The organism is Nocardiopsis exhalans (genome assembly GCF_024134545.1).
Taxonomy (GTDB): domain Bacteria; phylum Actinomycetota; class Actinomycetes; order Streptosporangiales; family Streptosporangiaceae; genus Nocardiopsis; species Nocardiopsis exhalans.
In genome coordinates, this window is record NZ_CP099837.1 from 1,847,609 (window position 1) to 1,871,771 (window position 24,163).

Genomic DNA, 24,163 nt, shown 5'->3' on the forward strand with positions numbered 1-24,163 from the left:
GGTCCCCTAGTCTCCGGGGTCGCTTTGGCCGCTGCCGAACAGCAGGCCCAGCAGGCCGCCGAGCAGGCCGTTCGAACCTCCTCCGCCCCCGGAGCCCCCGTTGCCGGGATCGGTCTCAGGGGTCTCCTCCGGCGCGCCCGGGGCCGGATCGCCGCCGCCCTCCTCGGGGGTCCGGGGCGGAACCGGCTCGTCCCCGGGCTGTTCCGGGGCCTCCTCGTTCGAACCCTCACTGGTCCGCTCCTCGCCCGCGGAAACCCCCTCGTCCTCGGGGGCCTCCGCGGGGTCGCCGGGCTCCTCGCCCGGCGGCCCCGTCGCTGCCGAGCCCTCCTGGAGTGAGTTGCCCGAGGCCGAGGTCCCGGTCTGCTCGGTCCCCGGCTTGCCGTCGGAGGCGGTCGAGGCCGCCTCCACCTCCGACAGGCCCGGACGCTGACCCGGCAGCGCGGGACCCGCGTCGATCATGGTGGAGGGGCCACCCATGGCACTGGCCCACCACCACAGACCGAACGCCACCGCGACCGTCGCCAGCCCCGAGACCGCCGGCAGCGGCCAGCGCCGCCGTCCCGGTCCGGTGATCTCGTCGAGCGGGTCGTGGTCGGGGGAGGGCAGTGGGGCGTGCACGTCCTCGTGGAGGGGGTGGTCGGCGGTGGTCAGCCGGTCGCCGGGCAGGGCCCGGGGGAGCGGCATCTCGACCGTGCCGCCCTCCTCTGGGGTCTCGACCACGGGCGCGCCGGGCGGGCGCGAGCGGTGGATCGGGTAGCCGTCCGCGGTGAGCGGCTGCATGGCGGCGGCGATGCGGGTGCGGTCCCCGGCCGCCTCGGGTGAGGTGCAGGTGTGCACGACCCGCGCGCGCAGACCGGGCGGCGGGCCCGGTGGCCGCAGCAGGGCCAGGGCGGAGGAGACCTGCTGGACCTGGGTACGCCAGGTGTTGGTGGGGGTATCCGCCTCGGAGCCGCTCCCGGCGTCGGACTCGCCGAGGTCCTCCATTCCTTCGGCGGCGCGGCGGATCGCGGAGCGGGACAGCTCGCCGCAGATCCGCGGTTCCAGGCCCAGGACACGGGCGACAGCGGAGGTGGACAGCGCGTGGCGCAGGTTGAGTTCGACCAGTTCGCGGTGGCTGGCGGGCAGCCGGGAGAACATCCGCGCGACCGGGACCTCCGCGGGCACGGTGGCCAGGCGTGTGTAGGGGCAGGTGAGCGAGAAGCCGCGGCGCTGACAGGCGGAGCGGACCAGGGCATAGAGCCAGGGCCCGCGGTCCGCGGGATCGGTGAGTTTGGCCTCGAGCCCCACCCCGGCCACCAGGGCCTCGTGCACGGCATCGGTCACCGGGTCCTCGCCCGGTCCCCCCGAGCCTGACTCTGCCGCGTCCGTTTCCCGCGCGCCCTCGACGTACCGTTCGGGGTCGCCCAACAGGGACCACGCGTACAGGTACAGCGACGGCGCGAAGGTGTCGTGCAGCGCCTCGACGACCTCTGCCGCCGGTACGTCTGTTTCGTTACCTCTGGTCACGATTCTCCCCCCGCTTCTGTGGTGACGCTAGCGAGGGGAGGCGTCTGGCGTGGGTGAATCGATCAGCTGTATCTGGAAGGTGAGACTTCTGTTACCGTCCAGGCGCGTCCGGCGTCACTCCGAACGCGCGTTCCGACCTTTCCCCGGCAGGCTCCGAAGGCCTCGAAAGCCCTGCGAGGCCGTTACTCGCCGCCCCGGGAGGGCTGACCGATCGAGACCATGCGCTCCACGGAGCGGCGGGCGCGTTCGGCGGTCTCGGGGTCGACCAGGATCTCTGTGGTGCCGTGGCGCAGAGAGTTCAGCAGCTTGTCGGCGTCGATCATCTTCATGTAGTGGCACTCGGCGCGCGAGTTGACCGCCTCGAACTCCGTGGTGGAGTTCGCGTTGCGCAGCTGGTGCAGCATGCCGGTCTCGGTGGCGATCAGCACCTTCTTGGCGCTGGTGTTCTCGGCGGCGCTGAGCATGCCGCCGGTGGAGAGCACCTTGACCCGGTCCTCGGGGACCGCGCCGCTGCCGACCAGGTAGAGGGCGGAGGTGGCGCAGCCGCACTCGGGGTGGACGTACACCTCGGCGTCGGGCTCGGCCGCGACCCGCTCGCGCAGGGTGTGGCCGTCGATCCCGGCGTGCACGTGGCACTCGCCCATCCAGATGTGGATGTTCTCGCGGCCGGTGACCCGCTTGACGTGGGCGCCCAGGAACTGGTCCGGCAGGAACAGGATCTCCTTGTCCTCCGGGATGGAGCGGATGACGTCCGCCGCGTTGGACGACGTGCAGCAGATGTCGGTCTCGGCCTTGACCGCCGCCGTGGTGTTCACGTAGGCGACCACGACCGCGCCGGGGTGCTGGGCCTTCCAGGCGCGCACGTCCTCGGCGGTGATGGTGTCGGCCAGCGAGCACCCGGCGTTGGGGTCGGGCAGGAGGATGGTCTTCTCCGGCGCGAGGATCTTGGCGGTCTCGGCCATGAAGTGCACACCGCAGAAGACGATGGTGCCGGCGTCCACGCTCGCGGCGAGCCGGGAGAGCGCCAGGGAGTCGCCGGTGTGGTGGGCGACGTCCTGGATTTCCGGACGCTGGTAGTTGTGCGCGAGGATGACAGCGTCGCGCTCATCTGCCAGGCGGCGGACCTCAGCGGCCCATTCCTGCCTGGTCATGGTGTCCGCCGTCGCGGTGACCGTTGCCATGTCCTACTACTTCCTTGAGGCTGTGGGCACGTCGTGCGGGCGCCGTGCCGTGGGAGGTCAGTGCGGTGGACTAGTTTTTGTCTTACAGGCACAAACCTGGTGAAGCTTAACATGTCGTGGAACGGAAGGGACAGGGTGGATATCCCGGAAGCAAACGGACAGGCCACGGTGGTCGGAGCGGACGCCGCGGCGGGAGCGATCGCGACGGCCGCCCCACACGCGGCCGGAGCGGTCGGAGGGGGAGGCGGGGGAACGGTGCTCTCGGCACACGAGGCGCTCGCCGTCGTCCTCCAGATCCGCGGCGGTGAACTGTGCGTGCTGCTGTGGCGGCGGGCCCTGCCGCCCTGCGAGGGGGAGTGGGCGCTGCCCGGCGGCCGCCTCCGCGCCGACGAGAGCCTGGGCGCCTCCATCCGCCGCCAGCTCGCCCAGAAGGTCGACGTCCGCGATCTGAGCCACCTGGAGCAGCTGGAGACGCGCAGCGACCCCGAACGCGACCCCCAGCGCCGCACCCTGGCCACCGCCTACCTGGGCCTGGTCCCGGCGCACATCGACCCGGTGGTGCCCGACGACACCGGGTGGCACCCCGCCGCCGACCTGCCCCCGATGGCCTTCGACCACGCCGCCATCGTCCGTTCGGGCCGCCGTCGCCTGCGCTCCAAGCTCAGCTACACCAACCTCGGCTTCGCGCTGGCGCCGCCGGAGTTCACCATGTCGGAGCTGTCCGCCCACTACCGGGCCGCCCTCGGGCACGACGTGGCCGCCACCAACCTGCGCCGGGTCCTGCTGCGGCGCGGACAGATCGAGGAGACCGGGCGCTCGGTGCCCTCGGGGCGTTCGGGCGGCCGGCCCGCCGCGCTCTTCCGCTTCCGAGCACGGGAGTTGGAGGTCACCGACGCCTTCGCCGTGCTGCGCCCGCCGGTCGGCTGACCTTGCGGCGGTCCCGGCGGCTGCACGGGCGGCCGCGTCGCGTCGGCCCGGGTCTCCGGTCGGGGACGCTGTGTAAACTCCCTAACCGTGGCAATTCGTACTGTGGTGTTCGACGTCGGCGAGACGCTCATCGACGAGACGCGGATCTTCGCGCGCTGGGCGGACCGTTTCGCGATCCCGCACATGGCGTTCTTCGGCACCATCGGTGGTGTGATCGCCTCGGGCGGCACCCTCACCGACGGGTTCCGCCTGCTCGTGCCCGGGTTCGACCTGGAGGCCGAGAGCGCCCGCTGGCTTGCTGAGGAGCCCGATGGTGAGCGCGAGCACTTCACCGAACGCGACCTCTACCCCGACGTGCGCTCCGCCTTCAAGACCATGCGCGCGGCCGGGCTGTCCCTGGTGATCGCGGGCAACCAACCGCCCGAGGCCGGTCCGGCCCTGGCCGCCATGGAGCTGGGTGTCGACGGCATCGGGATCTCCGACGACTGGGGGGTGGCAAAGCCCCAGCCGGAGTTCTTCGACCGGACTCTGGAGCTGGCCGCGCGGAGCCGCCCCGGGCTGAGGGCCGAGGAGGTCCTCTACGTCGGCGACCGCGTCGACAACGACGTCCTGCCCGCCGGCCGGGCCGGGATGGCCACCGCCCTGCTGCGCCGCGGCATCTACGGCTACCGCCACTCCGCCACCCCCGAGGCCCGCGGCGCCGACGTCGTCGCCGACGACCTCCACCAGCTCGCCGACTGGATCACCGCCCGCGACTGAGCCCGCGTGTCGTCCCGCACCGCCCCGGGGCCTCCCCGGTACCCTCCCAGCACGTCCCAGTGACGGCTGACTCCCCATGCTGCCCGTTTGATCCCCAATCCTGGGGGAAACAGTGCACATCTGTGCATGCTCCCCAGCGGCAACACCCACCGGCCCCCGAACGGAGACGACCCCGCGATGATCACATTCGAGGGCGCCGCCAAGATCTATCCCGACGGCACCGTCGCCGTCGCCCACCTGGACCTGACCGTGGAGACGGGTAAGACCACGGTCTTCGTCGGCCCCTCCGGCAGCGGCAAGACCACCTCCCTGCGGATGATCAACCGCATGGTCGAGCCCACCGACGGCACCATCCGCATCGACGGCGCCGACATCCGTGACCGGAACCCGGCCCAGCTGCGCCGCTCCATCGGCTACGTCATCCAGCAGGCGGGCCTCTTCCCGCACCGCACCGTCCTGGACAACATCGCCACGGTGCCCCTGCTGCTGGGCTGGCGGCGCTCCAGGGCCCGCGCGCGGGCGGTCGAGCTCATGGAGCTGGTCGGGCTGGAACCGGCCCAGGCCAAGCGCTACCCGCACCAGCTCTCCGGCGGCCAGCAGCAGCGGGTGGGCGTCGCCCGCGCCCTGGCGGCCGACCCGCCGATCCTGCTCATGGACGAGCCCTTCAGCGCCGTGGACCCGGTGGTGCGCACCAGCCTCCAGGACGAGCTGACCCGCCTCCAGCAGGAGCTGCACAAGACCATCGTGTTCGTCACCCACGACATCGACGAAGCGGTGCGGCTGGGAGACAAGATCGCGGTCTTCCGCCCCGGCGGGGAGCTCGCCCAGTACGACGCCCCCGAGCGGCTGCTCGCCGAACCCGTGGACGCCTTCGTGGAGTCCTTCATCGGCTACGACCGCGGGGTGCGCCGCCTGTCCTTCTTCCCGGCCAGCGGGCTCTCCCTGCGCGAGGACGTGGTCTTCGACGACGAGGACCGGGTGGAGCGGGCCCAGACCCTGGTCGCCGGGGAGAACGAGCCCTGGGCGCTGGTCGTGGACGCCGAACGCATGCCCAAGGGGTGGGTCAGCGCCGAGCAGCTCGACCGGGCCCCCAGCGGAGTGCCCCTGGGCTCGCTGGACCTGGCGCCCTACGGCCACACCTTCGACGTCGGCGTGGACTCCCTGCGGGCCGCCCTGGACGCCGCGGTGCTCTCACCCGCGGGCCGGGCGGTCGGCGTGGACGACGAGGGCCGGGTGGTCGGGGTGGTCTCCCAGAACGACCTGGGCGCCGCCATCTGGTCGGTGTCCGAGTGATCGCCGTGGAGGGCGGGAACGGGGCGCTCGGCGTCTGGGAGTGGATCACCCGGGTCACCGAGTGGGGTGTGGCCAACTGGAGCTACCCCGACGAGCCCAACCGGGGCATCTGGCCCCGGCTGCTCGAACACATGCGCCTGGCCTACCTCTCCATCCTCATCGGCCTGGCCGTCGCGCTGCCGCTGGGTCTGGCGTGCGCGCGCTGGGGGCGGCTGTACCCGCCGGTGCTCACCGGCGTGAACGTGCTCTACGCGGTGCCCTCGATCGCGCTGTTCTTCCTCATGCTGCCCTACACCGGGTTCAGCGACTGGACCGCGATCGTGCCGCTGTCCCTGTACACGCTGGTCATCCTGCTGCCCAACGTGGTGGACGGGCTGCGCCAGGTCCCCGACCACGTGCGCCAGGCGGCGGTCGCGATGGGCTTCGGCCCGCTCCGGCGCCTGCTCACCGTGGAGATGCCGGTGGCGGTCCCGGTGGTCATCGCCGGGTTGCGGGTGGCCTCGGTGGCCACCATCAGCATGGTCAGTGTCGCCTCCCTGGTGGGACTGGGCGGGTTGGGCCAGCTCATCCTCAGCGACGGGTTCCGCCGCCAGTTCGACGCGCCCATCGTGGTCGGCATCGTCCTGGTGGTCCTGCTGGCGTTCGTCACCGACGCCCTGCTGGTGGTCGCCCAGTACCTGCTGACCCCCTGGAACCGGGGTAACAGTGGATCGGGCCGGGCGCGACGGTCGGGCCGCTCACGCTCGCGCCAACGGGCCGTGGTGGCCACCGGGACGCCCGTCGGCGCCCAGACCACCGCCGTGCGGGGCCCGAACCAAGCCACCGCGGGGGAGTGACATGGACATCCTGAACGAACTCGCGGCGTGGTTCGCCGACCCCGCGCAGTGGACCGGCCCCGCCGGCATTCCCGCCCGGATGGGCGAACACGTCTACTACTCGCTGCTGGGCCTGCTGATCTCGGCGGCCATCGCGGTACCGATCGGCCTGCTCACCGGACACACCGGGGTGGGCGGCTTCTTCAGCGCGAGCCTGGCCAACTTCGCCCGCGCCCTGCCCACCATCGGCGTGCTGTTCCTGATCGTGCTGGCCGCCGGGATCGGCCTGGTCCCCGTCGTCGCCGCGCTGGTGGCGCTGGCCGTACCGCCGATCCTGGTCAACACGCACGAGGGAGTGCGCGGCGTCGAGCCCCGACTCAAGGACGCGGCCCTGGGCATGGGCATGCGCGGCCACGAGGTCCTGTTCAAACTCGAACTCCCGGTGGCGACACCGCTCATCCTGATCGGGATGCGCACCGCCGCCGTCCAGGTGGTGGCCACGGCCACCATCGCCGCCTACGTGGGGGTGGGCGGCCTGGGCCGCTACATCGTCGACGGCCAGGCCCGCCAGGACCTGACCATGATGCTGGGCGGTTCCGTACTCGTGGTGGCGCTGGCCGTGGTCACCACGCTCCTGTTCGCCGGGCTGCGACGGCTCCTCGTCGCTCCCGGACTGCGCTCCGAAGCCGCGGCGGCGCGCTGACCGGGTGGCCTTCGGGCACCACCCGACAAGCGAAGGTTCCCAGAGAGAAGGTTTGGACATGCACAAGAAGCTCGCCCTCATCGGGCTTCCACTCGTGGTGCTCCTCAGCGCGTGCGGTGGCAGTGACCCCTTCGAGGAGGAGGGCGGCGAAGCGGGCACGGTCGTCATCGGTTCGGCCGACTTCCCCGAGAGCAGCCTGCTCGCCGAGCTGTACGGCCGGGCCATGGCAGCCGAGGGCGTCGACGTCGAGTACCGGCTCAACATCGGCAGCCGCGAGGTGTACTACTCGCAGATCGAGTCGGGCAACCTGTCGGTCTTCCCCGAGTACAACGGCGCCACCCTGGCCTACCTCGACGACGACGCGCCCAGCACCGACCCCGAGGAGACCAACCGCCTGGTCGAGGAGGCCCTGCCCGACGGCCTGGAGATCCTGGACTCCTCCAGTGCGGAGAACAAGGACTCCGTCAGCGTCACCAGCGAGGTCGCCGACGAGTACGACCTGACCACCCTCGCCGACCTGGCCGACGCCGCCGACGAGCTGGTCCTGGGCGGTCCGCCCGAGTTCGAGACCCGCCACCAGGGCGTGGTGGGCCTGGAGTCGGTCTACGGGATCGAGTTCGGCGAGTTCCGCTCGCTGGAGGTCGCCCTGCTGACCCAGGCGCTCCTGGACGACGACATCCAGGCCGCCAACCTGTTCACGACCGACCCGCAGATCGCGGTGGAGGACTTCGTGGTCCTGGAGGACCCGGAGAACCTCTTCGGTTCGCAGAACATCACCCCGGTCATCAACAGTGACCAGGTCGACGACACCGCGCGCGCCGCCCTGAACGCCGTCTCCGCGGCCCTGACCACGGAGGAGCTCACCCAGCTCAACGAACGCGTCGTCATCCAGAACGAGAACGCCGCGGACGTCGCCCAGGAGTGGCTCGAGGAGCAGGGCCTGGCCTGACCGCCGGCCTGACCGCCCTGAAGCTCTGACAGGAAGGGGCCAAAGGACCCAACGGCAACGACCAACCGCGCGGCCTTCGGCCGGTGCCCTCCCCAGGCCTGCGCGGACCGGGTCGCGTGTCGCGGCCGGTCACCTCTGCCTGCGAACGACAACCGCGCCCCCGTCAGGCCCCCGAGCACGGTTTCGGCCCCTGTTTCGAAGATGATCTTGCTACCAGGAGCGAAATCGGCGCCGAACTTGCTTCTGGTAGCAAGATCATCGGGGATGAGGGGGTTTCGGAAGCAGCGGACAGCCTCAGGCGCGGGTTACGGACACCTTGGCTTTCCCAGAGCCAACACCACGGCGCTGAACCCCATCCTCGCCACCGGGTGTTTCGATGGCACGCATGACCGGCCGCGACACGTGGCCCGGTCCGCGCAGAGCTGGGGAAACTGGGACCTTCGCTGCCGGTTTTCGTTGCCGGCCTTGACCGGCCGCGACACGGCCAGGTGTTGGGCACAGGGCTGGGGAGGGCTCCGGCCGAAGGCCGAGGTAGTTGCTGTTGGGCCCCTTTGGGGTCCGTTGGCCACCCCGGACCACACCTCCCCCGTTTCCCGACAGCCGCCAACCGCCGTCGCAGCGAAGCGGGTCAAGGTGGAGCGCCCGGAGCGAAGCGAGGACGAACGACCTTGACGCGCGCAGCGGAGACGGCCACCATCAAGCGGCGGGAAACGGGGGAACCGCAACCCGAACCGCGGGCCCCAAGCCCCAGGCCCAGGCCGTACACAGACCCCACCCCGGATGCCCTACCCGAGCCCGAGCCCCTACCCGAGCCTGACACAGAGAAGCCTCCCCATGTCAGCCTCTCCGCTTCTCCGGGCCCCAGCGCTGCGGATTCGCCAACAGCATCCCGAACCCTCGGTCCCGGAGCCCGCTTTGTCCCCGCCCCGTCAATCCAACGCGTGGTAGCGACCGTCCCAGCGGACCATCGCCGCCGCCGAGCGCCGTTCCGCACCCACCTCGGGCAGGCCCACCACGTCGGCGAAGAACACCACGTGGTCGCCGACCTCCACACGCTGTCGCACCGAGCACTCCAGTGCGGACAGCGCCTCGTCCAGGACGATCGCCCTGGTGCGCTCACCCCGGTGGTGGGGAACTCCGGACACCAGGAGCCGGGCGCTGGGCCGCCCCTCCGCGGAGAAGCGGCCCGCGATGGCGCGCTGGTCGGCGGCGAGCACGCTCACCGCGAAGGCGCCCACCTCCTCGACCACCTCGGCCACGTAGCCGTCCCCGGCCACGCTCAGCATCACCACCGGGGGATCCGCGGAGACCGACACCAGGGCGCTCACCGTCGCCCCGATGTCGTCGCGGCCGTCCGCGACGGTCACCACGGTCACCCCGGTCGGCAACAGCGCCATGGCCTCCAGGTAGGCGCCGCCGTCAACGCTCAACGGACCTCCCACGCACCCGGCATGCTCAGCGGACCGCCGACGGGCAGGCCCATCCGGACCGCCAGGTGCTCCAGCGGGCCCCAGGCGCTCAGGACGGTCTGCGGCTCGGACGAGGCCAGGTCCTCACTGGACTCGTGCTGGCGGAACCGGTCCAGCGGGTGCGGGCGCGGGAAGGCGCGCACCGGCAGCGCCCCGGCCCCGGCCTTGTCCCGGGCCAGCCGTACGGCCGTCTCGACCCCGCCCAGTTCGTCGACCAACCCGCGCTCCTGGGCGTCGGCCCCGGTCCAGATCCGGCCCTTGGCGACCTCGTGGATCTCGTCCCAGGTCCGCCCGCGGGCGGCCGCGACCTTGGTCACGAAGTCGTCGTAGATGGTGTCCAGGAGCAGGTTGATCCGCTCCCACTCGGACTCGCTGAACCCCTGCTCGGGGTCGAACATGCCCGCGTGCGCGCCCTCGCTCACCGAGTCCGAGGTGATCCCGAACCGCTTCTTGAGCTCGCCCAGGACCGGCTTGCCGGTGAGCACGCCGATGGACCCGGTGATGGTGGCGGGCTGGGCCACGATCGCGTCCGAACCCAGGGCGACGTAGTAGCCGCCGGACCCGGCGACGTCGCCCATGGTGGTGATGACCGGCTTGCCCGCCTCGCGGGTCAGCTGGCTCTCGCGGCGGATCAGGTCCGAGGCGATGGCCGAGCCGCCGCCGCTGTCCACCCGGAACACCACGGCCCGGACCCGGGGGTCCTGGCGGGCGGCGCGGAACGCGGCGCAGACGGTGTCCGAACCCATCACGGCGCCGCCCAGCGGGGAGCGGCGGCTCTTGCCCAGGGTGATGCCGCCGCTGGCGGAGATGAGGGCGATGTGCTCGCCGCCGTCGGCGAACTTCGGCTTGGGCGGGGAGGCGTGCTTGCGGTGGTAGCGGGTGACGAACTGCAGTCCGGGCTCGGGGGAGTCCTCGCCCTTGTCGCGCACCTCCTTGGTGAGCTCGGCGTAGACCTCGTCCCGGTAGGCGAGCTGGTCGACCAGCCCGGCGTCCAGCGCCTCCCGGGCCAGGATCGGGGCGGTGTCGATGAGTTCGCGCACCCGCTCCTCGGTGAGGTCGCGGCTCTTGGCGACCGCCGTGACGATCTGGTCGTTCATGGACTGCACGATCCGGCCCATCGCCTCGCGGTGGGCCGGTGTGTACTCGGTCTGGGTGTACTGGTTGATCGCGCTCTTGTACTCGTGGCGAGCCCCGGCCTCGAACTTCACGTCGAGCTTGTCCAGGGCGCCCTTGAGGAAGGTGGCGCGCGACATCAGGCCGCTCAGGCCCACCAGACCGGTGGGCGAGAGAACGATCCGTGAGAAGGCGGTGGCCAGGTAGTAGGGGAGGTTGCCGTCTCCGGCCTCTCCGTAGGTGTCCGCCCAGGCCACGGCGGTCTTGCCGGTCGCACGGAAATCGGCGACCGTGTCCCGCAGCTCCTGGATCTTGGCGATACCCAGGGCACGGGCGTCCACGCGCACGATGAGAGCGCCCACCTCGGGGTCGCGGGCGCCGCGGCGGATTCCCTCCAGTACTTCCAGGTACTGCTGTTTGCGGCGGTTCATGATCTGGCTGAGGGGGTCGCCCGGTGAATCGTCGGCCACACCCTCCGTCAGGTCGAGTTCCAGCACCAACGGGCCCCGGGGCTTGGGGCCGAACCGGTTGAGGGACAAGGGCTCAGTGATCTTCGCGAGGTCCACCATGGACCCAGGGTAGTGGCGGTGGTTTCCCGGTGCGGCGGGTGTGTCGGGGGCGCTATGGTCGACTGTGCTCCGATCTGTCAGACGCGTGGTCGGCAGACCTGTAGAGAAGGGCGGAACGATCCATGGCGCGCACGACGGGCGAGGTCCGGCACCGGGCGGGAAGTGGTCGTGTTCTCGCGGTGAGTGCTGCGGCCCTCCTGGCGCTGAGCGCCTGCGCCGGTGAGTCGGCCGGCGAGATCGAACTGGAGCGCGGCGAGAGCGGCATGATGCCCGCTATCGAGCCGCCCGGCCCCGAGGGTTTCGACAGCGCCGACGTCGGTGGGGTGAGCATCGACGCCCCGGACGACTGGGAGGTCCAGAACGAGGGCGGTCAGCTGTGCATGACCCCGCCCGGTCAGAGCGCCTGCGCCTACGGTTCGGTCCAGCTGGTCCCCAAACAGGCCGCCAACCACCCGCAGGACTGGCCGAAGAAGGGCGACGCCTTCTACGACGACGACGGCTGGGCGGACAACACCGACAGCTGCCGCAGCCTCAACACCGCCGCCTCGGGCAACATCGGAGTGGACAAGGCCACGCTCACCAGTGACCACGGACAGATCTTCGAGCACGCGGACGGCCTCAAGTCCCACCACTCGGTCTGGTCGGTCACCTGCGACAACGACGACACCTTCGAGGTGCGCATGTGGTTCCTGCCCGAGAGCGACGTGATGCTCTACGTGTGGTCCGCGGACGCCCAGTACAGCGCCCTCTACGACGAGATCGCCGCGTCGATGGACACCACCGAGTACCGCAACGCGTCCTAGCGCTCCCGTCCCGCACCCGTCCCGGTGTTCCGGCTCTCCCCGGTGCCCGGCCGGGAATTCCATTCTGTTCCGACATCACCTGACAAACTCCGGCAAAACCCCTGTGGATTACTGGAACCGAGTGTCCCCGCGGTGCTTTGAGGCCATAGGCTCGTAACCGGTCAAGCAGTCAACGGAACTTGATGGGGTGCATGCGCTGGTGACCACCATGGAAACGTCGGGCCGGGTCGAACAGTACAAACTGGACAACGGACTGCGTCTGGTGACGGCTCCGGCCTCCACCGGCCAGGTCGCCTCGGTCAACCTCTGGTACGGGGTCGGGTCCCGACACGAGGTGCCCGGCCGCACCGGGTTCGCGCACCTCTTTGAACACCTGATGTTCCAGGGCAGCGGCAACGTCACCAAGGGCGAGCACTTCGATGTGGTCGAGCGGCTGGGCGGGGACATCAACGCCTCCACCTCCACCGACCGGACCAACTACTACGAGACGGTCCCCACGCACGCCCTGGACTCCGTCCTGTGGCTTGAGGCGGACCGCCTGGCGACCCTGCGCGAGGGCATGACCCAGGAGGTCCTGGACAACCAGCGCGACGTGGTCAAGAACGAGCGCCGCCAGCGCTACGACAACCAGCCCTACGGCACGGCCCTGGAACGCATCCTGCGCCTGGCCTACCCCGAGGGCCACCCCTACCACCACTCCACGATCGGCTCCATGGCCGACCTGGACGCCGCCGACCTGGACTACGTCAAGTCCTTCCACAAGGCGCACTACGGGCCGGACAACTGCGTCCTGACCATCGTCAGCGACCTGGAGTCCGCGGACGTCCTGGCGCGGGTCGAGAAGTACTTCGGCGCCATCCCCGCCCGCGACTTCATCCCCGAGACCCCCGACCCCACCCTGCGCGCCCCGCTGGGCGGTCCGGTGCGCGACTCGGTCACCGAGACGGTCCCGGCCGCCGGGGTGTTCATCGGCTTCCGCGTTCCCGCCTACGGTGAGCGCGAGCACGACGTCGCGCAGCTGGCCGCGGCCGTCCTCGGCCAGGGCCAGGGCAGCCGCCTGTACCGCTCCCTGGTCGTGGACCGGCCCATCGCCGCCGACGACGGCGGCGGCTCCGCCGACATCCTGCCCTTCCGCTACACCGACAGCCTGCTGCTGGTGAACATGCTCGCCCGCGAGGGCGTGGCCGGTGACGTCCTGGAACAGGCCATCCGCGAGGAGGTCGCCAAGCTCACCTCCGGGATCACCGACGAGGAACTGGACCGGGCCCGCGCCGTGCTGGAGCGCGAGCACCTCCACTCCATCGCCAGCCCCTCCGGACTGGCCGACTCCATCGGCAGCTGCACCCAGCTGCTCGGCGACCCCGAGCTCGCCTACACCTGGCCCGAGCGCTGGGCGGACGTCACCGCCGAGGAGGTCCGGGCCGCGGCCGAGCGCCTGCTGGTCGACGACAACATGCTGGTCGTGCGGTTCGATCCCGAGTCCGAGACCGCCGCCGAGACGCTCCAGGTGGAAGCCGAGGCCGACGCCGCGGCCAACGCCCCGCAGGGATAGCCGCCGTACCGGCGTCACCGCCACCCAGGCGTAACCGTCCCTCAGGCGTCACCGCCCGTTCCCGCCAAGCGCAGAAAGAGCCGCAGAGCATGCAGCAGACCCGCCCGGACCTCGGCGCCCCCGCGTCCTTCACCTTTCCCAAGCCGCAGCGCGTCAGCGTCGGCGGCGGCACCGTCGTCGCCATCGACGTGCCCGGCCAGCAGCTGGCCTCCCTCCGTCTCGTGCACCCCTTCGGTGGTGCCGTCGAGCCGCTCGACGCCATGGGCGTCAGCGCCCTGACCAGCGAGGCCCTGGAAGACGGCCCCGACGGCAACAGCTCCCTGGCCCCGGCCCTGGAGCGCTACGGCGCCGAGTGGATCTCCCGCGTCAACTGGGACGGTTTCATCACCGGCCTGGACGCGCCCACCAGCCGCCTCGGCGACGCCGTCCGCCTGTTCGCCGACGCCGTGCGCCGCCCCGCCCTGACCGCCGATGACGTCGTGCGCCGCCGCGAGCAGCTCCTGGAGCGCTTCTGGCTGGACGCCTCCTCGGCCTCCACCCTGGCCATGCGCAGCCTCGGCGGCCAGCTGTTCACCGGCCGCTACGCCACGCCCCTGGCCGGCGGCCCGGTCAAGCTGGCCGACATCACCCCCGAGACCGTCGCCCGCTTCCACGCCGACTCGATCGCCTCGGTCGCCGGCACCCTCGTGGTCGTCGGCGACCTGGCCAACGTCGACCTCGAGGAACTGGGCCGGATCGTCTTCGGTGACGCCGCGCCCACGCCTGAACGGCAGGTCAGCGCGCCCGCCCCGCCGCCCGGCGAACTGCCCCGCGTGCTGATCGTGGACCGCCCCGGCTCGGTCCAGTCGGCCCTGGTCATCGCGCACCGCGCCCCCTCGCGCTCGCAGGTGGACCTGCCGCGCGCCGAGGGTGTCAGCGACGTCCTGGGCGGGATGTTCACCTCCCGCCTCAACATGGAGCTGCGCGAGCGCCTGGGCTACACCTACGGCGCCGGGAGCCGCTTCGACCTGCGCCGCGACAGCGGGGTGTTCTTCATGAGCACGCAGGTGGAGGCCGGCACCACCGCGCACTCGGTCACCTCCTCCCTGGAGCAGATCAACAAGCTGCGCGACGGGGGCGTCACCGAGGACGAGCTCGCCTCGGTCCGTGAGTCCAACACCGTGGGGCTTCCGGTCACCTACTCGACCGCCCGGGCCATGGCCGGGGCGCTGGTCGACATGGTGGTGCACGACCTGCCCGACGACTACGTGGACCGCAACCGGGCCGGGTACGAGAAACTCACCGCCGAGGACCTGAACGGCGCCGCGGTCGAGTACCTTCGACCGGAGGAGGCCGTCGCTGTGGTGGTCGGCGACGCCGACACCCTGCGCGAACCACTCGCCAAGACCGGGGTCGGCCCGGTCGAGGTGCGCTCTCCCGAGTCTCTCTGGAGCTGATCGCCAGGGGTTTCGTGCACGCGCCGACGCACGTGCACGGAACCCGGTTCAGGTCAAGGATTGGCAAGGGAGAGCCTTGTCACGGCATGTGTGGCTCTCCCTCGGACATAACGAAACCGAACCTATGTGTCAGCCATCAGGCAACCACCAGCGTGGACATTGCGTCATGCTGGTATAACGAGTGATCCGTGCACCTACGTGGTGACAGCGACCGCAATGCTCCGCAGGAGGCCACCATGGCCGGTGAATGGACCCGTGGATAACCGTGTCCTCCCTAGAAAACCCCCACACGCAGCGGCCCCAGACGTCGCCCGATCCCGCGCGTCCAGAGGCGGCCGTGGCTGAGCCGGAGGCCGGCGGACGGCTGCTGATGGGTCGCTACCAGCTGACCTCCGAGATCGCCCGCGGCGGTGTCGGCACCGTCTGGCGCGCCATGGACCTGGTCATCAAGCGCGAGGTCGCGGTCAAGGAGCTCCGCCTGCCCGCGGACCTGAGCCGTTCCGAGCGCGAGTCGCTGGTCCAGCGCACCACCCGCGAGGCCCGCGTCGCCGGGCGCCTCACCCACCCCAGCCTGGTCACCGTGCTGGACGTCGTGGACGAGGACGAGCGGCCGTGGATCGTCATGGAACTGCTGGAGGCCTCCACCCTGGAGGAGATCATCCAGGTCGGCGGCCCGCTGCCCTACCAGCGTGTGGCCGAGATCGGGCTGAACCTGATCGACGCGCTCAAGGTCGCGCACGGCGAGGGCATCGTCCACCGCGACGTCAAGCCGGACAACGTGATGATCAGCGAGGCAGGACGGGTGGTGCTGACCGACTTCGGACTGGCCGCCTGGAACGGCGAGTCCGCACTGAGCTCCTCCGGACGCATCATCGGCTCACCCGCCTACATCCCGCCGGAGCGCGCCAAGGCGGGCCCGGTCGGCCCCGAGTCCGACATCTGGTCCCTGGGTGCCACCCTGTACGCCGCCGTCGAGGGCTACCCGCCCTATGACCGCAAGGGCTACATCAAGATCCTGCGCCAGGAACAGCTGGACGAGCCGAAGGAGGCCGCCAACGCCGGTCCGCTCGCCCCCGTGCTGGCCGGGATGCTGCGGGTCGAGCCCGGCGAGCGGCTGAGCGCGGAGAACGCCGCCAAGATGCTGCGCATCGCCGCCCTGGCCCCCTGGGCTCCGGAGAAGCCCGCCCCCGGTGAGACCCCGGTCGGCGGCCCCGACGGCGCCGCGGCGGGTCCCGCCGCGGCCGAGGGCGAGCAGACCGAGGAGCGCGAGTCCGCCCGGGAGCACTTCCGCGCGGGCGCGCACGCCCTGGCCGAGTCCATCAGCGAACGGCTGCGGCACAGCCCGGAGACGATGAACTCGATCATGCTGTCCATCCGCGAGTCCTCCGAGACGCTGGGCCTGACCAAGTCGGGCAAGCACTCCGACCGCAGCCACCTCACCCGGGCCGCCGCCGTGGGTCTGGGCATCATCGCCCTGCTGGCCCTGGTCATGTGGGCGCTCTTCGGCTTGGAGACATAGGCCGGTAAGTAAAAAGGGATGACCTCGCACGAGCTGCGAGGTCATCCCTTTTTCGTGGGGCCGGCGGGATTCGAACCCGCACTGTACAGCACCTAAAGCTGCCGTCTCCTGCCAGTTGGACTACGGCCCCGACGGGGTCACTCTACCGGGATTCGGGAGACGACCGGTCGTCCGGCCCCGTGGTTACCGGACGACCGATCAACCGGGTCAGACTCCCAGTTCCTTCTTGACGCGGTCCACGTGGCCGGTGGCCTTCACGTTGTAGAAGGCCTTCTGGACCTTGCCGTCGGTGCCCACGATGACGGTGGAGCGGATGACGCCCTGAACGACGCGGCCGTAGTTCTTCTTCTCACCGAAGGCCCCGTAGGCGCTCAGGGTGTCCTTGTCGGGGTCGCCGAGCAGGGTGAAGGTCAGGCTCTCCTTCTCTCGGAACCGGGCGAGCTTCTCGGGCTTGTCCGGGGAGACGCCCAGGACGGTGAAGCCCGCGGCGGCGAACTCGGTGAGGTTGTCCCGGAAGTCGCAGGCCTGGGTGGTGCACCCGGGCGTCATGGCGGCCGGGTAGAAGTACAGGACGACGCTCTTGCCGGTGTCGGCCAGCACCTTGCTCAGACTGACGGGCCGGCCGTCGGCGTCGTCGAGGGTGAAGTCGGGTGCCTGGTCGCCGGGCTCGAGGCGGATGGGCTCGCTCACGATGTTTCTTCCTGTCTGCGGCTGGCGGACCGGGTATACCGGTCCGGATGTCCATGGCACACAGTACCGATCCTCACGTTCTCGCCGCCGGGGGCCGGTTCGTCGGCGCTGGTCGGCGAGGTGGCGGTTCTTCGGTTGCGATTCCGGTTCGGTTCATCCGCTTTGGGAGTGACCAGCGGTTCGATCACCTATTGTTGACCATGTGCTATAGGTTGGCCGCCCCCTGGGACATGGCGTAGCGTGCGCGGGCCGCCCGTGACCCGCAGGATGTGTCCGGCGGCCGCCGACCGGGACACATCCGCTTCGCTTTGGGAGTAGTTCGCCACGATGCCTGGATTCACACTCGACGAGGTCAGGGCTCGTACGCTCAAGGAACGCGACTCCTGGCTGACGGTCTACCTCGTGGACCCGATCGCGGTCCGGCTCGTGCGGCAGATCGCCAACCGGACGTCGATCACCCCCAACCAGCTGACCGTGGTCGCCCTCTTCCTGGGCCTGGGCGCGGCCGTGTGCTTCGCCTTCGGTTTCTGGCAGCTGCTCATCCTGGGTGCCCTGCTGTACTACGTGTGCTTCCTCGTGGACTGCACGGACGGCAAGCTCGCCCGGCTCACTGGCTCCGAATCGCTCTTCGGTGCCTGGATGGACTACGTCTCGGACCGCTTCCGGGTCCTGGTGTGCGTGGTCGCTTTGATGGGCGGCCAGTACCGGGAGACCGAGCACGTGGCGTTCGTCTGGCTGGCGCTGGCCGTGGTCTTCCTGGACATGCTGCGTTATCTGAACGCGCTCCAGGTGTACAAGGTCCGCCGGGAGATGCGTTCGCACCTGGCGGCGGCCCTGGAGCGGGCCCGCGCGGCGCTGTCCATGCTGGAGCCTGGGGGCAACGCCAGTGGTGACGCCACCGGTGACGCGACCGGCGGCGGCCGCCGGACGATGAGTGACGGCGGCGAGCAGGCGGTGCTGCGACACGGCATCGGCGTGCTGGAGCAGATCCTGCGCAGCCAGAACGAGCGGGAGGCGCGCAACCAGCGCACCGCGGGCAAGCAGCCGGACCTGACCCTGCCCAAGGTGGACCTGCACCAGGAGTTCCGGACTCGTTTCCCCTGGTACCAGCGGTTCTGGGCGGCGTTGAACGCCCGCCGGATCCGGACCCACCTGGTCGGCGGGATCGAGTTCCAGATGGCGGTCTTCATGGTCGCCCCGGTCGCCGCGGCTCTCTTCGGTCCGTGGATTATCGGCTGGATCACGGCGTTTGTCGGCGTTTTGCTGCTCGCCTTCGAGATCGCCATCATCTATAAACTGTGGTTGTCCACGCGGGACTTCTTCCGTGTGGTCGACGGAATCGATGGCGCGCTGAGATTTTCCGGTCCGTCCGACGGCGCGGAGGAACAGGGTCGGGACACCGGCTCGGACTCGGACTCTCAGACAACCGTGCGCTAGTGGAGAGAGGCAGCCGAATGGCGGAAAGCGACACCGAACCGCGCCAGACCCCCGACGAGATCCAGGCTGAGATCAACCGGGAGCAGCGCCGGCTGGCGGAGACACTGGACGAGCTCAGCGTGCAGGCCCGCCCGGCCAACATCGCCCGGCGCCAGGTCGCGAAGGCCAAGGAGCGGGGGACCCGGATCTTCGACGAGGCCCGGGCGCTCGTGCTCGGCGGCGGCGCGGTGCGTGTGGAGAGCCACCTGGTGCAGCCCGAGGAGGGCAGCATCGTGATCAAGGGTGACGACAAGGTGGTGACCACCTACCAGTCGCGCGGTCAGCTGCCGCCCGAGGCGCTGATCCTCGCGGCCGGGGTCGGTACGGTCATCGCGGTGGGTGTTGTCGCCTGGGCGGTCCGCCGCAAGCGGAAGTAGCCGCACCCAACCTCCGACGGTCCGCAACGGAGCCCGCGCGAAGGATCGCGCGGGCTCCGTTCCGTTGTGCCCGTTCCATGGCGTTCGGGGCTCTGCCGTCGGGTGAGGATCAGAGGAAGGTCTGGCCCTCGCCCCGGTAGGTGGGCACCGCGCCCTCGTACGTTCCGGTGTCGGAGTCGATCAGGTGCAGGGTGTCGAAGCGCTCGCAGAGCTCACCGGCCTTGGCGTGGCGCATCCACACCCGGTCGCCGACGGCCAGGTCGCGGGCTGCCTCCCCGATCAGCGGGGTCTGGACCTCGCCCGCGCCCTCGGTGGCGCTGTAGGACAGGCCAGTCGGCAGGTGGGGGACCGGGGCGCGGTGGGCGTCGACGGGCCCGGAGGCCGGGTAGCCGCCGCCCAGGACGGTGGCCACGGTCGGGGCGGGCCGGCGGACCACGGGCAGCGCGAACAGCGCGGCGGGGCGGCCGCTGAAGGACCGGTACTGGTCGAACAGGTGCGGCTGGTAGAGGCCGGAACCGGCGGCCAGTTCGGTCACCGCCCGTTCGCGTCCGGTGGTGTGCAGACTCCCGGTACCACCGCCGTTGACGAAGCGAAGCGGGGCGACCCGGCGTACCGCGCGGGTGATCGCGGCCCGGCGTCTGGCCAGTTCCAGGGCGGAGCGGCGCTGGACGGCGCGTAGCAGGCGCCCGTACAGGGGGCGGCCGGGGGGAGCGTCGCCCACCCCGGCGATCTGCCCTTCGTAGGCCATGATCCCGTCGAGTTCCAGCTCAGGGCGGCGCACGACGGCGCGGGCCAGCGCGGCGGCCTGGGCGGGAGTGCGTACGGGGGAGCGGTAGGCGCCCACGCGCACGCCGGGGCCCAGGGGCTGCCAGCTGGTGTCGATGTCCAGGCAGACCCGGACCGCCGGGGCGTCGGAGCCGCGGTCGGCCCTGGCCACGGCGGCGCGGATGAGGTCGAGGTGAGCGGTGTCGTCCACCATCAGGGTGATCACGCGTGTGGCGGCGGGGTCCGAGGCCAGTTCGGTGAGGGCGTCGGTGTCCGCGGTGGGGTAGGCGACGAGGATGTCGTCGCTGACCGGTTCGGGGCCCGCGGTGGCCAGCCAGAGCGCCTCGGGCAGGGTGAAGGCCATGACGCCCGCGTAGCCGGGCAGAGCCAGGGCGGTGCGCAGCAGTTCCCTGGAGCGCACGGACTTGCTGGCCACCCGGATGGGGCGCCCGTGGGCGCGGCGGGTGAGGTCGGTCGCGTTGGCGCGGAAGGCGGCCAGGTCGACCATGGCGAAGGGGGCCTGGATTTCGCGCGTGGCGGCCTCGTACTTCTCACGCAGGCTAGTCATCTCTTGAGCATGCCAGAACATGAATGTCTTTCATATTGACCGAAGGATCCGATTTTGCGGCCTTCGGGGAACTTCCGCCATAGCCGCAGGTGACACGGGATACCCCGGGAACGACTTCACCGGTTCCGTGCGCTCGATATCCTGGGGCGTCACGGCTGATCGGCCGGTCGACCCCGGGAGTGGTTCCTTTCATGAGCGAGCGCGAGTACGTCCTGACCCTTGCCTGCCCCGACAGTCGGGGCATCGTGGCCGCGGTGGCCAACCTGCTGGCCGACCACGGGTGCAACATCACCGAGAGTCAGCAGTACGGCGACCACTTCACCGGTCGCTTCTTCCTGCGGATGCAGTTCGTGACCGAGTCCGGGACCTCCGGCGCGGTCGGCGAGGACGTGCTGCGCGGCGCCTTCGCCGCCCTGGCCGGTGACTTCGGCAGCGGCCCCGGCGACTCGTTCGTCGAGTGGGACCTGCAGGCCCGGGACGTGCGCCCGCGCATGATCGTGATGGTGTCCAAGTTCGGGCACTGCCTCAACGACCTCCTCTACCGCCAGCGCAGCGGCCTGCTGGACATCGACATCGCCGCGGTGGTCTCCAACCACCCCGACCTGGAGTTCCTGGCTGACTCCTACGGCGTGGACTTCCACCACCTGCCGATCACTCCGCAGACCAAGCGTGAGCAGGAGGGACGGATCCTGGAGCTGGTCGACTCCTACGATGTCGACCTGGTGGTGCTGGCCCGCTACATGCAGGTGCTCTCCGAGCAGCTGTGCACCAAGATGTCCGGGCGCATCATCAACATCCACCACTCCTTCCTCCCGAGCTTCAAGGGCGCCCGCCCTTACCACCAGGCACACTCACGCGGGGTGAAGCTGATCGGCGCCACCGCCCACTACGTCACGGCTGATCTGGACGAGGGCCCGATCATCGAGCAGGAGGTCTCCCGGGTCGGCCACACGCACAGCCCGGAGCAGCTCACCGCGATCGGCCGCGACCTGGAGTCGGTGGCCCTGGCGCGCGCCGTCAACTGGCACGCCCAGCGCCGGGTCCTGCTCAACGGCGAGAAGACGGTCATCTTCGACTAGAGCCGCCAGAACCACCGGGGCCGTCAGAGCCAGCGGCTCTATCCGGTGACACGGCCGGGAACAACTCGATTTCGGACGCTCAGGGGTGCCTGCTGGCACCCCTGACGTTTTTCTGGCCCAGACGGGGTTCCGGATGGGGTTTTGGGGCAAGGATGGTAAGACCATGACCCTCTGTACCAGCAATTCATGGCTCTCAGTACCTTGTTGACTACATAGAGTGTGTATATGGTGTGATGAGGTCGAAACCTCTCCGGTCGTCCCGACCCGGGCCGACCTGGGTTTCGGTCCATCAACCCTGAGTCGAACCGACTCTGATCAGGGGGCACAAATGGGCAAGCACTTCGACGACGCCGCCGGCAAGGGCAAGGAAGCCTTCGGCAAGGCCACCGGCGACCGCGGTACCGAGTTCGAGGGCAAGGCCGACCAGGCCAAGGCCGGGGCCAAGGACGCCGCGGACAAGGCCAAGGGCAAGGCCGAGGAGCTCAAGGACAAGGCCGAGGACGCGTTCGAGTCCGCGGGAGAGAAGATCAAGGACGTCTTCAAGAAGAAGTAGAAGACTCCAGAACGGTTTGCACACTGTTTTGCACACTGCGTAGGGGGACCAGTGTCGGACATGAAGACCGAAACCGCGGTGCCGAGCGCCCGCGACGCCGCCGGTAAGCGCAACGCCGCCAACCGGGACGAGCAGCAGGGCCACACCCAGATCGCCGACGGTGTCGTGGCCAAGATCGCCGGAATGGCGGCCCGTGAGATCGGCGGTGTCCACGCCATGGGCGGTGGGACCGCCCGCATGGTGGGGGCCATGCGCGACGCCGTGAGCGGCGGCAGCTCCTCCAGCTCGGTGGCCCAGGGGGTCTCGGTCGAGGTCGGGGAGCGCCAGGCCGCCGTCGACATCGACGTGGTCGTCGAGTACGGCGCGGCCATCCAGGACCTGGCCGCCGCGGTGCGCCGCAACGTCACCAGCGCGGTCGAGCGGATGACGGGCCTCGAGGTCACCGAGATCAACATCAAGGTGGACGACATCCACTTGCCCGAGGACGACGAGTCCGCCGACGACGGCGACTCCGAACCCAGGGTCCGCTAGCCGTGGCCGGCAGCGACGCCCGCAGCGAGACCGCACGGACCATCGCCGAGGCGGCCACGGGCTTTCCCGACGTGGTCGAACTGTCCTCCGGGGCCTTCGGAACCCTGAGCACGGCCGTGCCGGGGGGACGGATTCGGGGGGTGACGGTACGCGACGGCTACGTCGAGGTCGGCGTGGTCGTGCGCTACGGGCGTCCGCTGCCGGAGATCGCCACCGAGATCCGCCGGGGCCTGGCCCCGCTGTCCGGCGGCCGCGCCGTCCACGTGTCCGTGGAGGACGTGGTCGCCGGCCTCGGTGACGGCACACGCACCACCGCCAGCTGAACACAGACCTACAAGCAGGGCGTTCTGATTAGAGGGGGTAGCCATGTGGCCCATCGTTGGGCTGTCCTACGGGACGGTGCTCGGGCTCGCGGCGGCGTTCGGCGGGTTTCCCGCCTTCGCGCTGGTTCTGGTCCTCGGCCTCGTCGGGTTCGTCGCGGGCCGGGCGATGGAGGGTGAGATCGACCTCGCCGAGATGTTCACACGGCGGTCGGCGTAGACAGGGGTGAGGTCGTGGTCGGCGTTCGGAGCGATACGGTCCCCCGCCAACGGGTGGCCGCACCCCCGGGGGAGGGGGCTGGAAGGCACGCCCGCACGCGGGACCCCGGAGGCCGCACCGACATCCCGGGGGCCGTGATCGAGAAGACGGCCGCCAGGGCCGTCGGCGAGGTCCCCGGGGCGCGGGCCGCGCGTTCGAGGGCGGCCCGCGCCCGTGTCAGCGGAGAGGTCGTCCTCCTGCGGCTGCGCATCGAGGTGGACTACCCGCGGCCCACCCGCCAGGTCGCCCAGGCGGTACGCGAACACGTCAAGAACCGGCTCGAGTGGATCACCGGCAAACAGGTCCACCACATCGACATCGAGATCGCGGAGTTGGTGCGCTGACATGACCACCGTGGAAGAGGTGCTCGGTCGTCCGAGCCAGGGGCTCGACCGCCGCGCCAAGCGGGTCGCAGTCCACACGTTCCGGCCGCGCCGCTCCTGGCCCGCGGTGCTCACCGGACTCGTGATCCTGGTGGTGGCCGTGGTCGCCGCCGCCGAGGTCATCGCCGCTCTCGCGGGTAACCCGCTACGCCTGATCCCGGTCGGCGCGGCCACCGACTACGCGGCCGCCACCACCTGGTCGGAACCCTCCGTGCAGATCGCCTCGGGGGTCCTGGCACTGATCGGCCTGGCCCTGATCGTGGTCGCGCTGGCCCCCGGACAGAGCCGGTGGACCGCGTTGCGCACCGACGACCCGGCGCTGGTGGTCGGCCTGACCCGGCCCGCGCTGCGCCGGGCCGTGGCCGCCGCCGCCCAGGACGTGAGCGGGGTCGACAGCGTCAACGTGGCCGTGCGCGGCAACAAGCTCCGGGTGCACGTGCGCACCGGTATGCGCGAGTCACGCGGACTGCCCGCCGAGGTGACCGCGGCCGTGGAGCACCGCCTGGAGGAACTGGCCCCGCTGCGCAGCATGCGGATCGCCACGCACGTTCGATACGCGGAGGGTTGA

The 24,163-nt window shown here is 70.6% G+C and carries 25 protein-coding genes and 1 tRNA gene; 19 read left to right on the forward strand and 7 right to left on the reverse strand.

Annotated features, from left to right (window positions below; translation table 11 throughout):
- Positions 1–6: 6 nt before the first annotated feature.
- Positions 7–1,506 (reverse strand): sigma-70 family RNA polymerase sigma factor, encoded by a 1,500-nt coding sequence (locus tag NE857_RS08230; protein WP_254420439.1) that lies wholly within the window; start codon positions 1,504–1,506, stop codon positions 7–9.
- Positions 1,507–1,688: 182 nt separating this feature from the next.
- Positions 1,689–2,687, reverse strand: coding sequence for a quinolinate synthase NadA (gene nadA, locus NE857_RS08235; RefSeq protein WP_254420440.1), 999 nt, complete (start codon positions 2,685–2,687; stop codon positions 1,689–1,691).
- Positions 2,688–2,822: 135 nt separating this feature from the next.
- Between nadA and NE857_RS08240 the strand changes: the two genes are divergently transcribed.
- From NE857_RS08240 to NE857_RS08265, 6 genes are all read left to right on the forward strand, one after another.
- Complete coding sequence (locus tag NE857_RS08240) at positions 2,823–3,614, forward strand: NUDIX hydrolase (RefSeq protein WP_254420441.1); 792 nt, start codon at positions 2,823–2,825, stop codon at positions 3,612–3,614.
- A gap of 102 nt (positions 3,615–3,716) precedes the next feature.
- Complete coding sequence (locus NE857_RS08245; protein WP_254421916.1) at positions 3,717–4,373, forward strand: HAD family hydrolase; 657 nt, start codon at positions 3,717–3,719, stop codon at positions 4,371–4,373.
- A gap of 177 nt (positions 4,374–4,550) precedes the next feature.
- Positions 4,551–5,666 carry an ABC transporter ATP-binding protein gene (locus tag NE857_RS08250; RefSeq protein WP_254420442.1) on the forward strand — a complete coding sequence of 372 codons (1,116 nt, stop codon included), beginning with the start codon at positions 4,551–4,553 and terminating at the stop codon, positions 5,664–5,666.
- A complete protein-coding gene (locus NE857_RS08255) occupies positions 5,663–6,502 on the forward strand; it encodes an ABC transporter permease (protein WP_254420443.1) in 840 nt (279 codons plus the stop codon). Before NE857_RS08250 ends, NE857_RS08255 begins: the two co-directional genes overlap by 4 nt.
- 1 nt (position 6,503) lies before the next feature.
- Positions 6,504–7,184 carry an ABC transporter permease gene (locus NE857_RS08260; RefSeq protein WP_017584156.1) on the forward strand — a complete coding sequence of 227 codons (681 nt, stop codon included), beginning with the start codon at positions 6,504–6,506 and terminating at the stop codon, positions 7,182–7,184.
- Positions 7,185–7,242: 58 nt separating this feature from the next.
- Positions 7,243–8,133: an ABC transporter substrate-binding protein gene (locus NE857_RS08265; RefSeq protein WP_254420444.1), complete on the forward strand. Its 891-nt coding sequence runs from the start codon at positions 7,243–7,245 to the stop codon at positions 8,131–8,133.
- Between the two features lie 929 nt (positions 8,134–9,062).
- Here NE857_RS08265 and NE857_RS08270 read toward each other — a convergent pair.
- Together NE857_RS08270 and sppA are read right to left on the reverse strand one after the other, a co-directional pair.
- A complete protein-coding gene (locus NE857_RS08270; RefSeq protein WP_425572203.1) occupies positions 9,063–9,530 on the reverse strand; it encodes a flavin reductase family protein in 468 nt (155 codons plus the stop codon).
- Between the two features lie 29 nt (positions 9,531–9,559).
- On the reverse strand, positions 9,560–11,284 hold the full coding sequence (sppA, locus tag NE857_RS08275; RefSeq protein WP_254420446.1) for a signal peptide peptidase SppA: 1,725 nt from the start codon (positions 11,282–11,284) through the stop codon (positions 9,560–9,562).
- Between the two features lie 122 nt (positions 11,285–11,406).
- Between sppA and NE857_RS08280 the strand changes: the two genes are divergently transcribed.
- The 4 genes from NE857_RS08280 to NE857_RS08295 all read left to right on the forward strand — a co-directional run bounded on the left by NE857_RS08280 (position 11,407) and on the right by NE857_RS08295 (position 16,594).
- Positions 11,407–12,087, forward strand: a complete 681-nt coding sequence (locus NE857_RS08280) for a hypothetical protein (RefSeq protein ID WP_026117132.1) — start codon at positions 11,407–11,409, stop codon at positions 12,085–12,087.
- Positions 12,088–12,295: 208 nt separating this feature from the next.
- On the forward strand, positions 12,296–13,639 hold the full coding sequence (locus NE857_RS08285) for a M16 family metallopeptidase (protein ID WP_254421917.1): 1,344 nt from the start codon (positions 12,296–12,298) through the stop codon (positions 13,637–13,639).
- 89 nt (positions 13,640–13,728) lie between these two features.
- Entirely contained in the window at positions 13,729–15,075 is a 1,347-nt protein-coding gene (locus tag NE857_RS08290) for a M16 family metallopeptidase (protein ID WP_254420447.1), read from the forward strand.
- Positions 15,076–15,412: 337 nt separating this feature from the next.
- Positions 15,413–16,594 (forward strand): serine/threonine-protein kinase, encoded by a 1,182-nt coding sequence (locus tag NE857_RS08295; RefSeq protein WP_254420448.1) that lies wholly within the window; start codon positions 15,413–15,415, stop codon positions 16,592–16,594.
- Between the two features lie 55 nt (positions 16,595–16,649).
- On the opposite strand, the gene NE857_RS08300 is transcribed toward NE857_RS08295, so the two are convergent.
- A tRNA-Leu gene (locus NE857_RS08300) sits at positions 16,650–16,724 on the reverse strand.
- Positions 16,725–16,801: 77 nt separating this feature from the next.
- Positions 16,802–17,284 carry a thioredoxin-dependent thiol peroxidase gene (bcp, locus tag NE857_RS08305; protein WP_254420449.1) on the reverse strand — a complete coding sequence of 161 codons (483 nt, stop codon included), beginning with the start codon at positions 17,282–17,284 and terminating at the stop codon, positions 16,802–16,804.
- 327 nt (positions 17,285–17,611) lie between these two features.
- Here bcp and NE857_RS08310 point away from each other — a divergent pair, with 327 nt between their 5' ends.
- Together NE857_RS08310 and NE857_RS08315 are read left to right on the forward strand one after the other, a co-directional pair.
- Positions 17,612–18,721, forward strand: a complete 1,110-nt coding sequence (locus NE857_RS08310; RefSeq protein WP_254420450.1) for a CDP-alcohol phosphatidyltransferase family protein — start codon at positions 17,612–17,614, stop codon at positions 18,719–18,721.
- A 17-nt stretch (positions 18,722–18,738) separates the two neighbouring features.
- A complete protein-coding gene (locus NE857_RS08315; protein WP_017584143.1) occupies positions 18,739–19,137 on the forward strand; it encodes a DUF3618 domain-containing protein in 399 nt (132 codons plus the stop codon).
- A 109-nt stretch (positions 19,138–19,246) separates the two neighbouring features.
- On the opposite strand, the gene NE857_RS08320 is transcribed toward NE857_RS08315, so the two are convergent.
- Positions 19,247–20,470: an alanine racemase gene (locus NE857_RS08320; protein WP_254420451.1), complete on the reverse strand. Its 1,224-nt coding sequence runs from the start codon at positions 20,468–20,470 to the stop codon at positions 19,247–19,249.
- A gap of 191 nt (positions 20,471–20,661) precedes the next feature.
- Here NE857_RS08320 and purU point away from each other — a divergent pair, with 191 nt between their 5' ends.
- The 7 genes from purU to NE857_RS08355 all read left to right on the forward strand — a co-directional run bounded on the left by purU (position 20,662) and on the right by NE857_RS08355 (position 24,163).
- Positions 20,662–21,549 carry a formyltetrahydrofolate deformylase gene (gene purU, locus NE857_RS08325; RefSeq protein ID WP_017584141.1) on the forward strand — a complete coding sequence of 296 codons (888 nt, stop codon included), beginning with the start codon at positions 20,662–20,664 and terminating at the stop codon, positions 21,547–21,549.
- 328 nt (positions 21,550–21,877) lie between these two features.
- Positions 21,878–22,102 (forward strand): CsbD family protein, encoded by a 225-nt coding sequence (locus NE857_RS08330; RefSeq protein WP_254420452.1) that lies wholly within the window; start codon positions 21,878–21,880, stop codon positions 22,100–22,102.
- A gap of 60 nt (positions 22,103–22,162) precedes the next feature.
- A complete protein-coding gene (locus tag NE857_RS08335; protein WP_425572195.1) occupies positions 22,163–22,633 on the forward strand; it encodes an Asp23/Gls24 family envelope stress response protein in 471 nt (156 codons plus the stop codon).
- A 2-nt stretch (positions 22,634–22,635) separates the two neighbouring features.
- Positions 22,636–22,956 (forward strand): Asp23/Gls24 family envelope stress response protein, encoded by a 321-nt coding sequence (locus NE857_RS08340; RefSeq protein WP_017584138.1) that lies wholly within the window; start codon positions 22,636–22,638, stop codon positions 22,954–22,956.
- Between the two features lie 43 nt (positions 22,957–22,999).
- Positions 23,000–23,173, forward strand: a complete 174-nt coding sequence (locus NE857_RS08345) for a hypothetical protein (protein ID WP_017546417.1) — start codon at positions 23,000–23,002, stop codon at positions 23,171–23,173.
- Between the two features lie 14 nt (positions 23,174–23,187).
- Positions 23,188–23,556, forward strand: a complete 369-nt coding sequence (locus NE857_RS08350; protein WP_425572197.1) for an Asp23/Gls24 family envelope stress response protein — start codon at positions 23,188–23,190, stop codon at positions 23,554–23,556.
- Between the two features lies 1 nt (position 23,557).
- Positions 23,558–24,163 (forward strand): DUF6286 domain-containing protein, encoded by a 606-nt coding sequence (locus tag NE857_RS08355; protein ID WP_017584136.1) that lies wholly within the window; start codon positions 23,558–23,560, stop codon positions 24,161–24,163.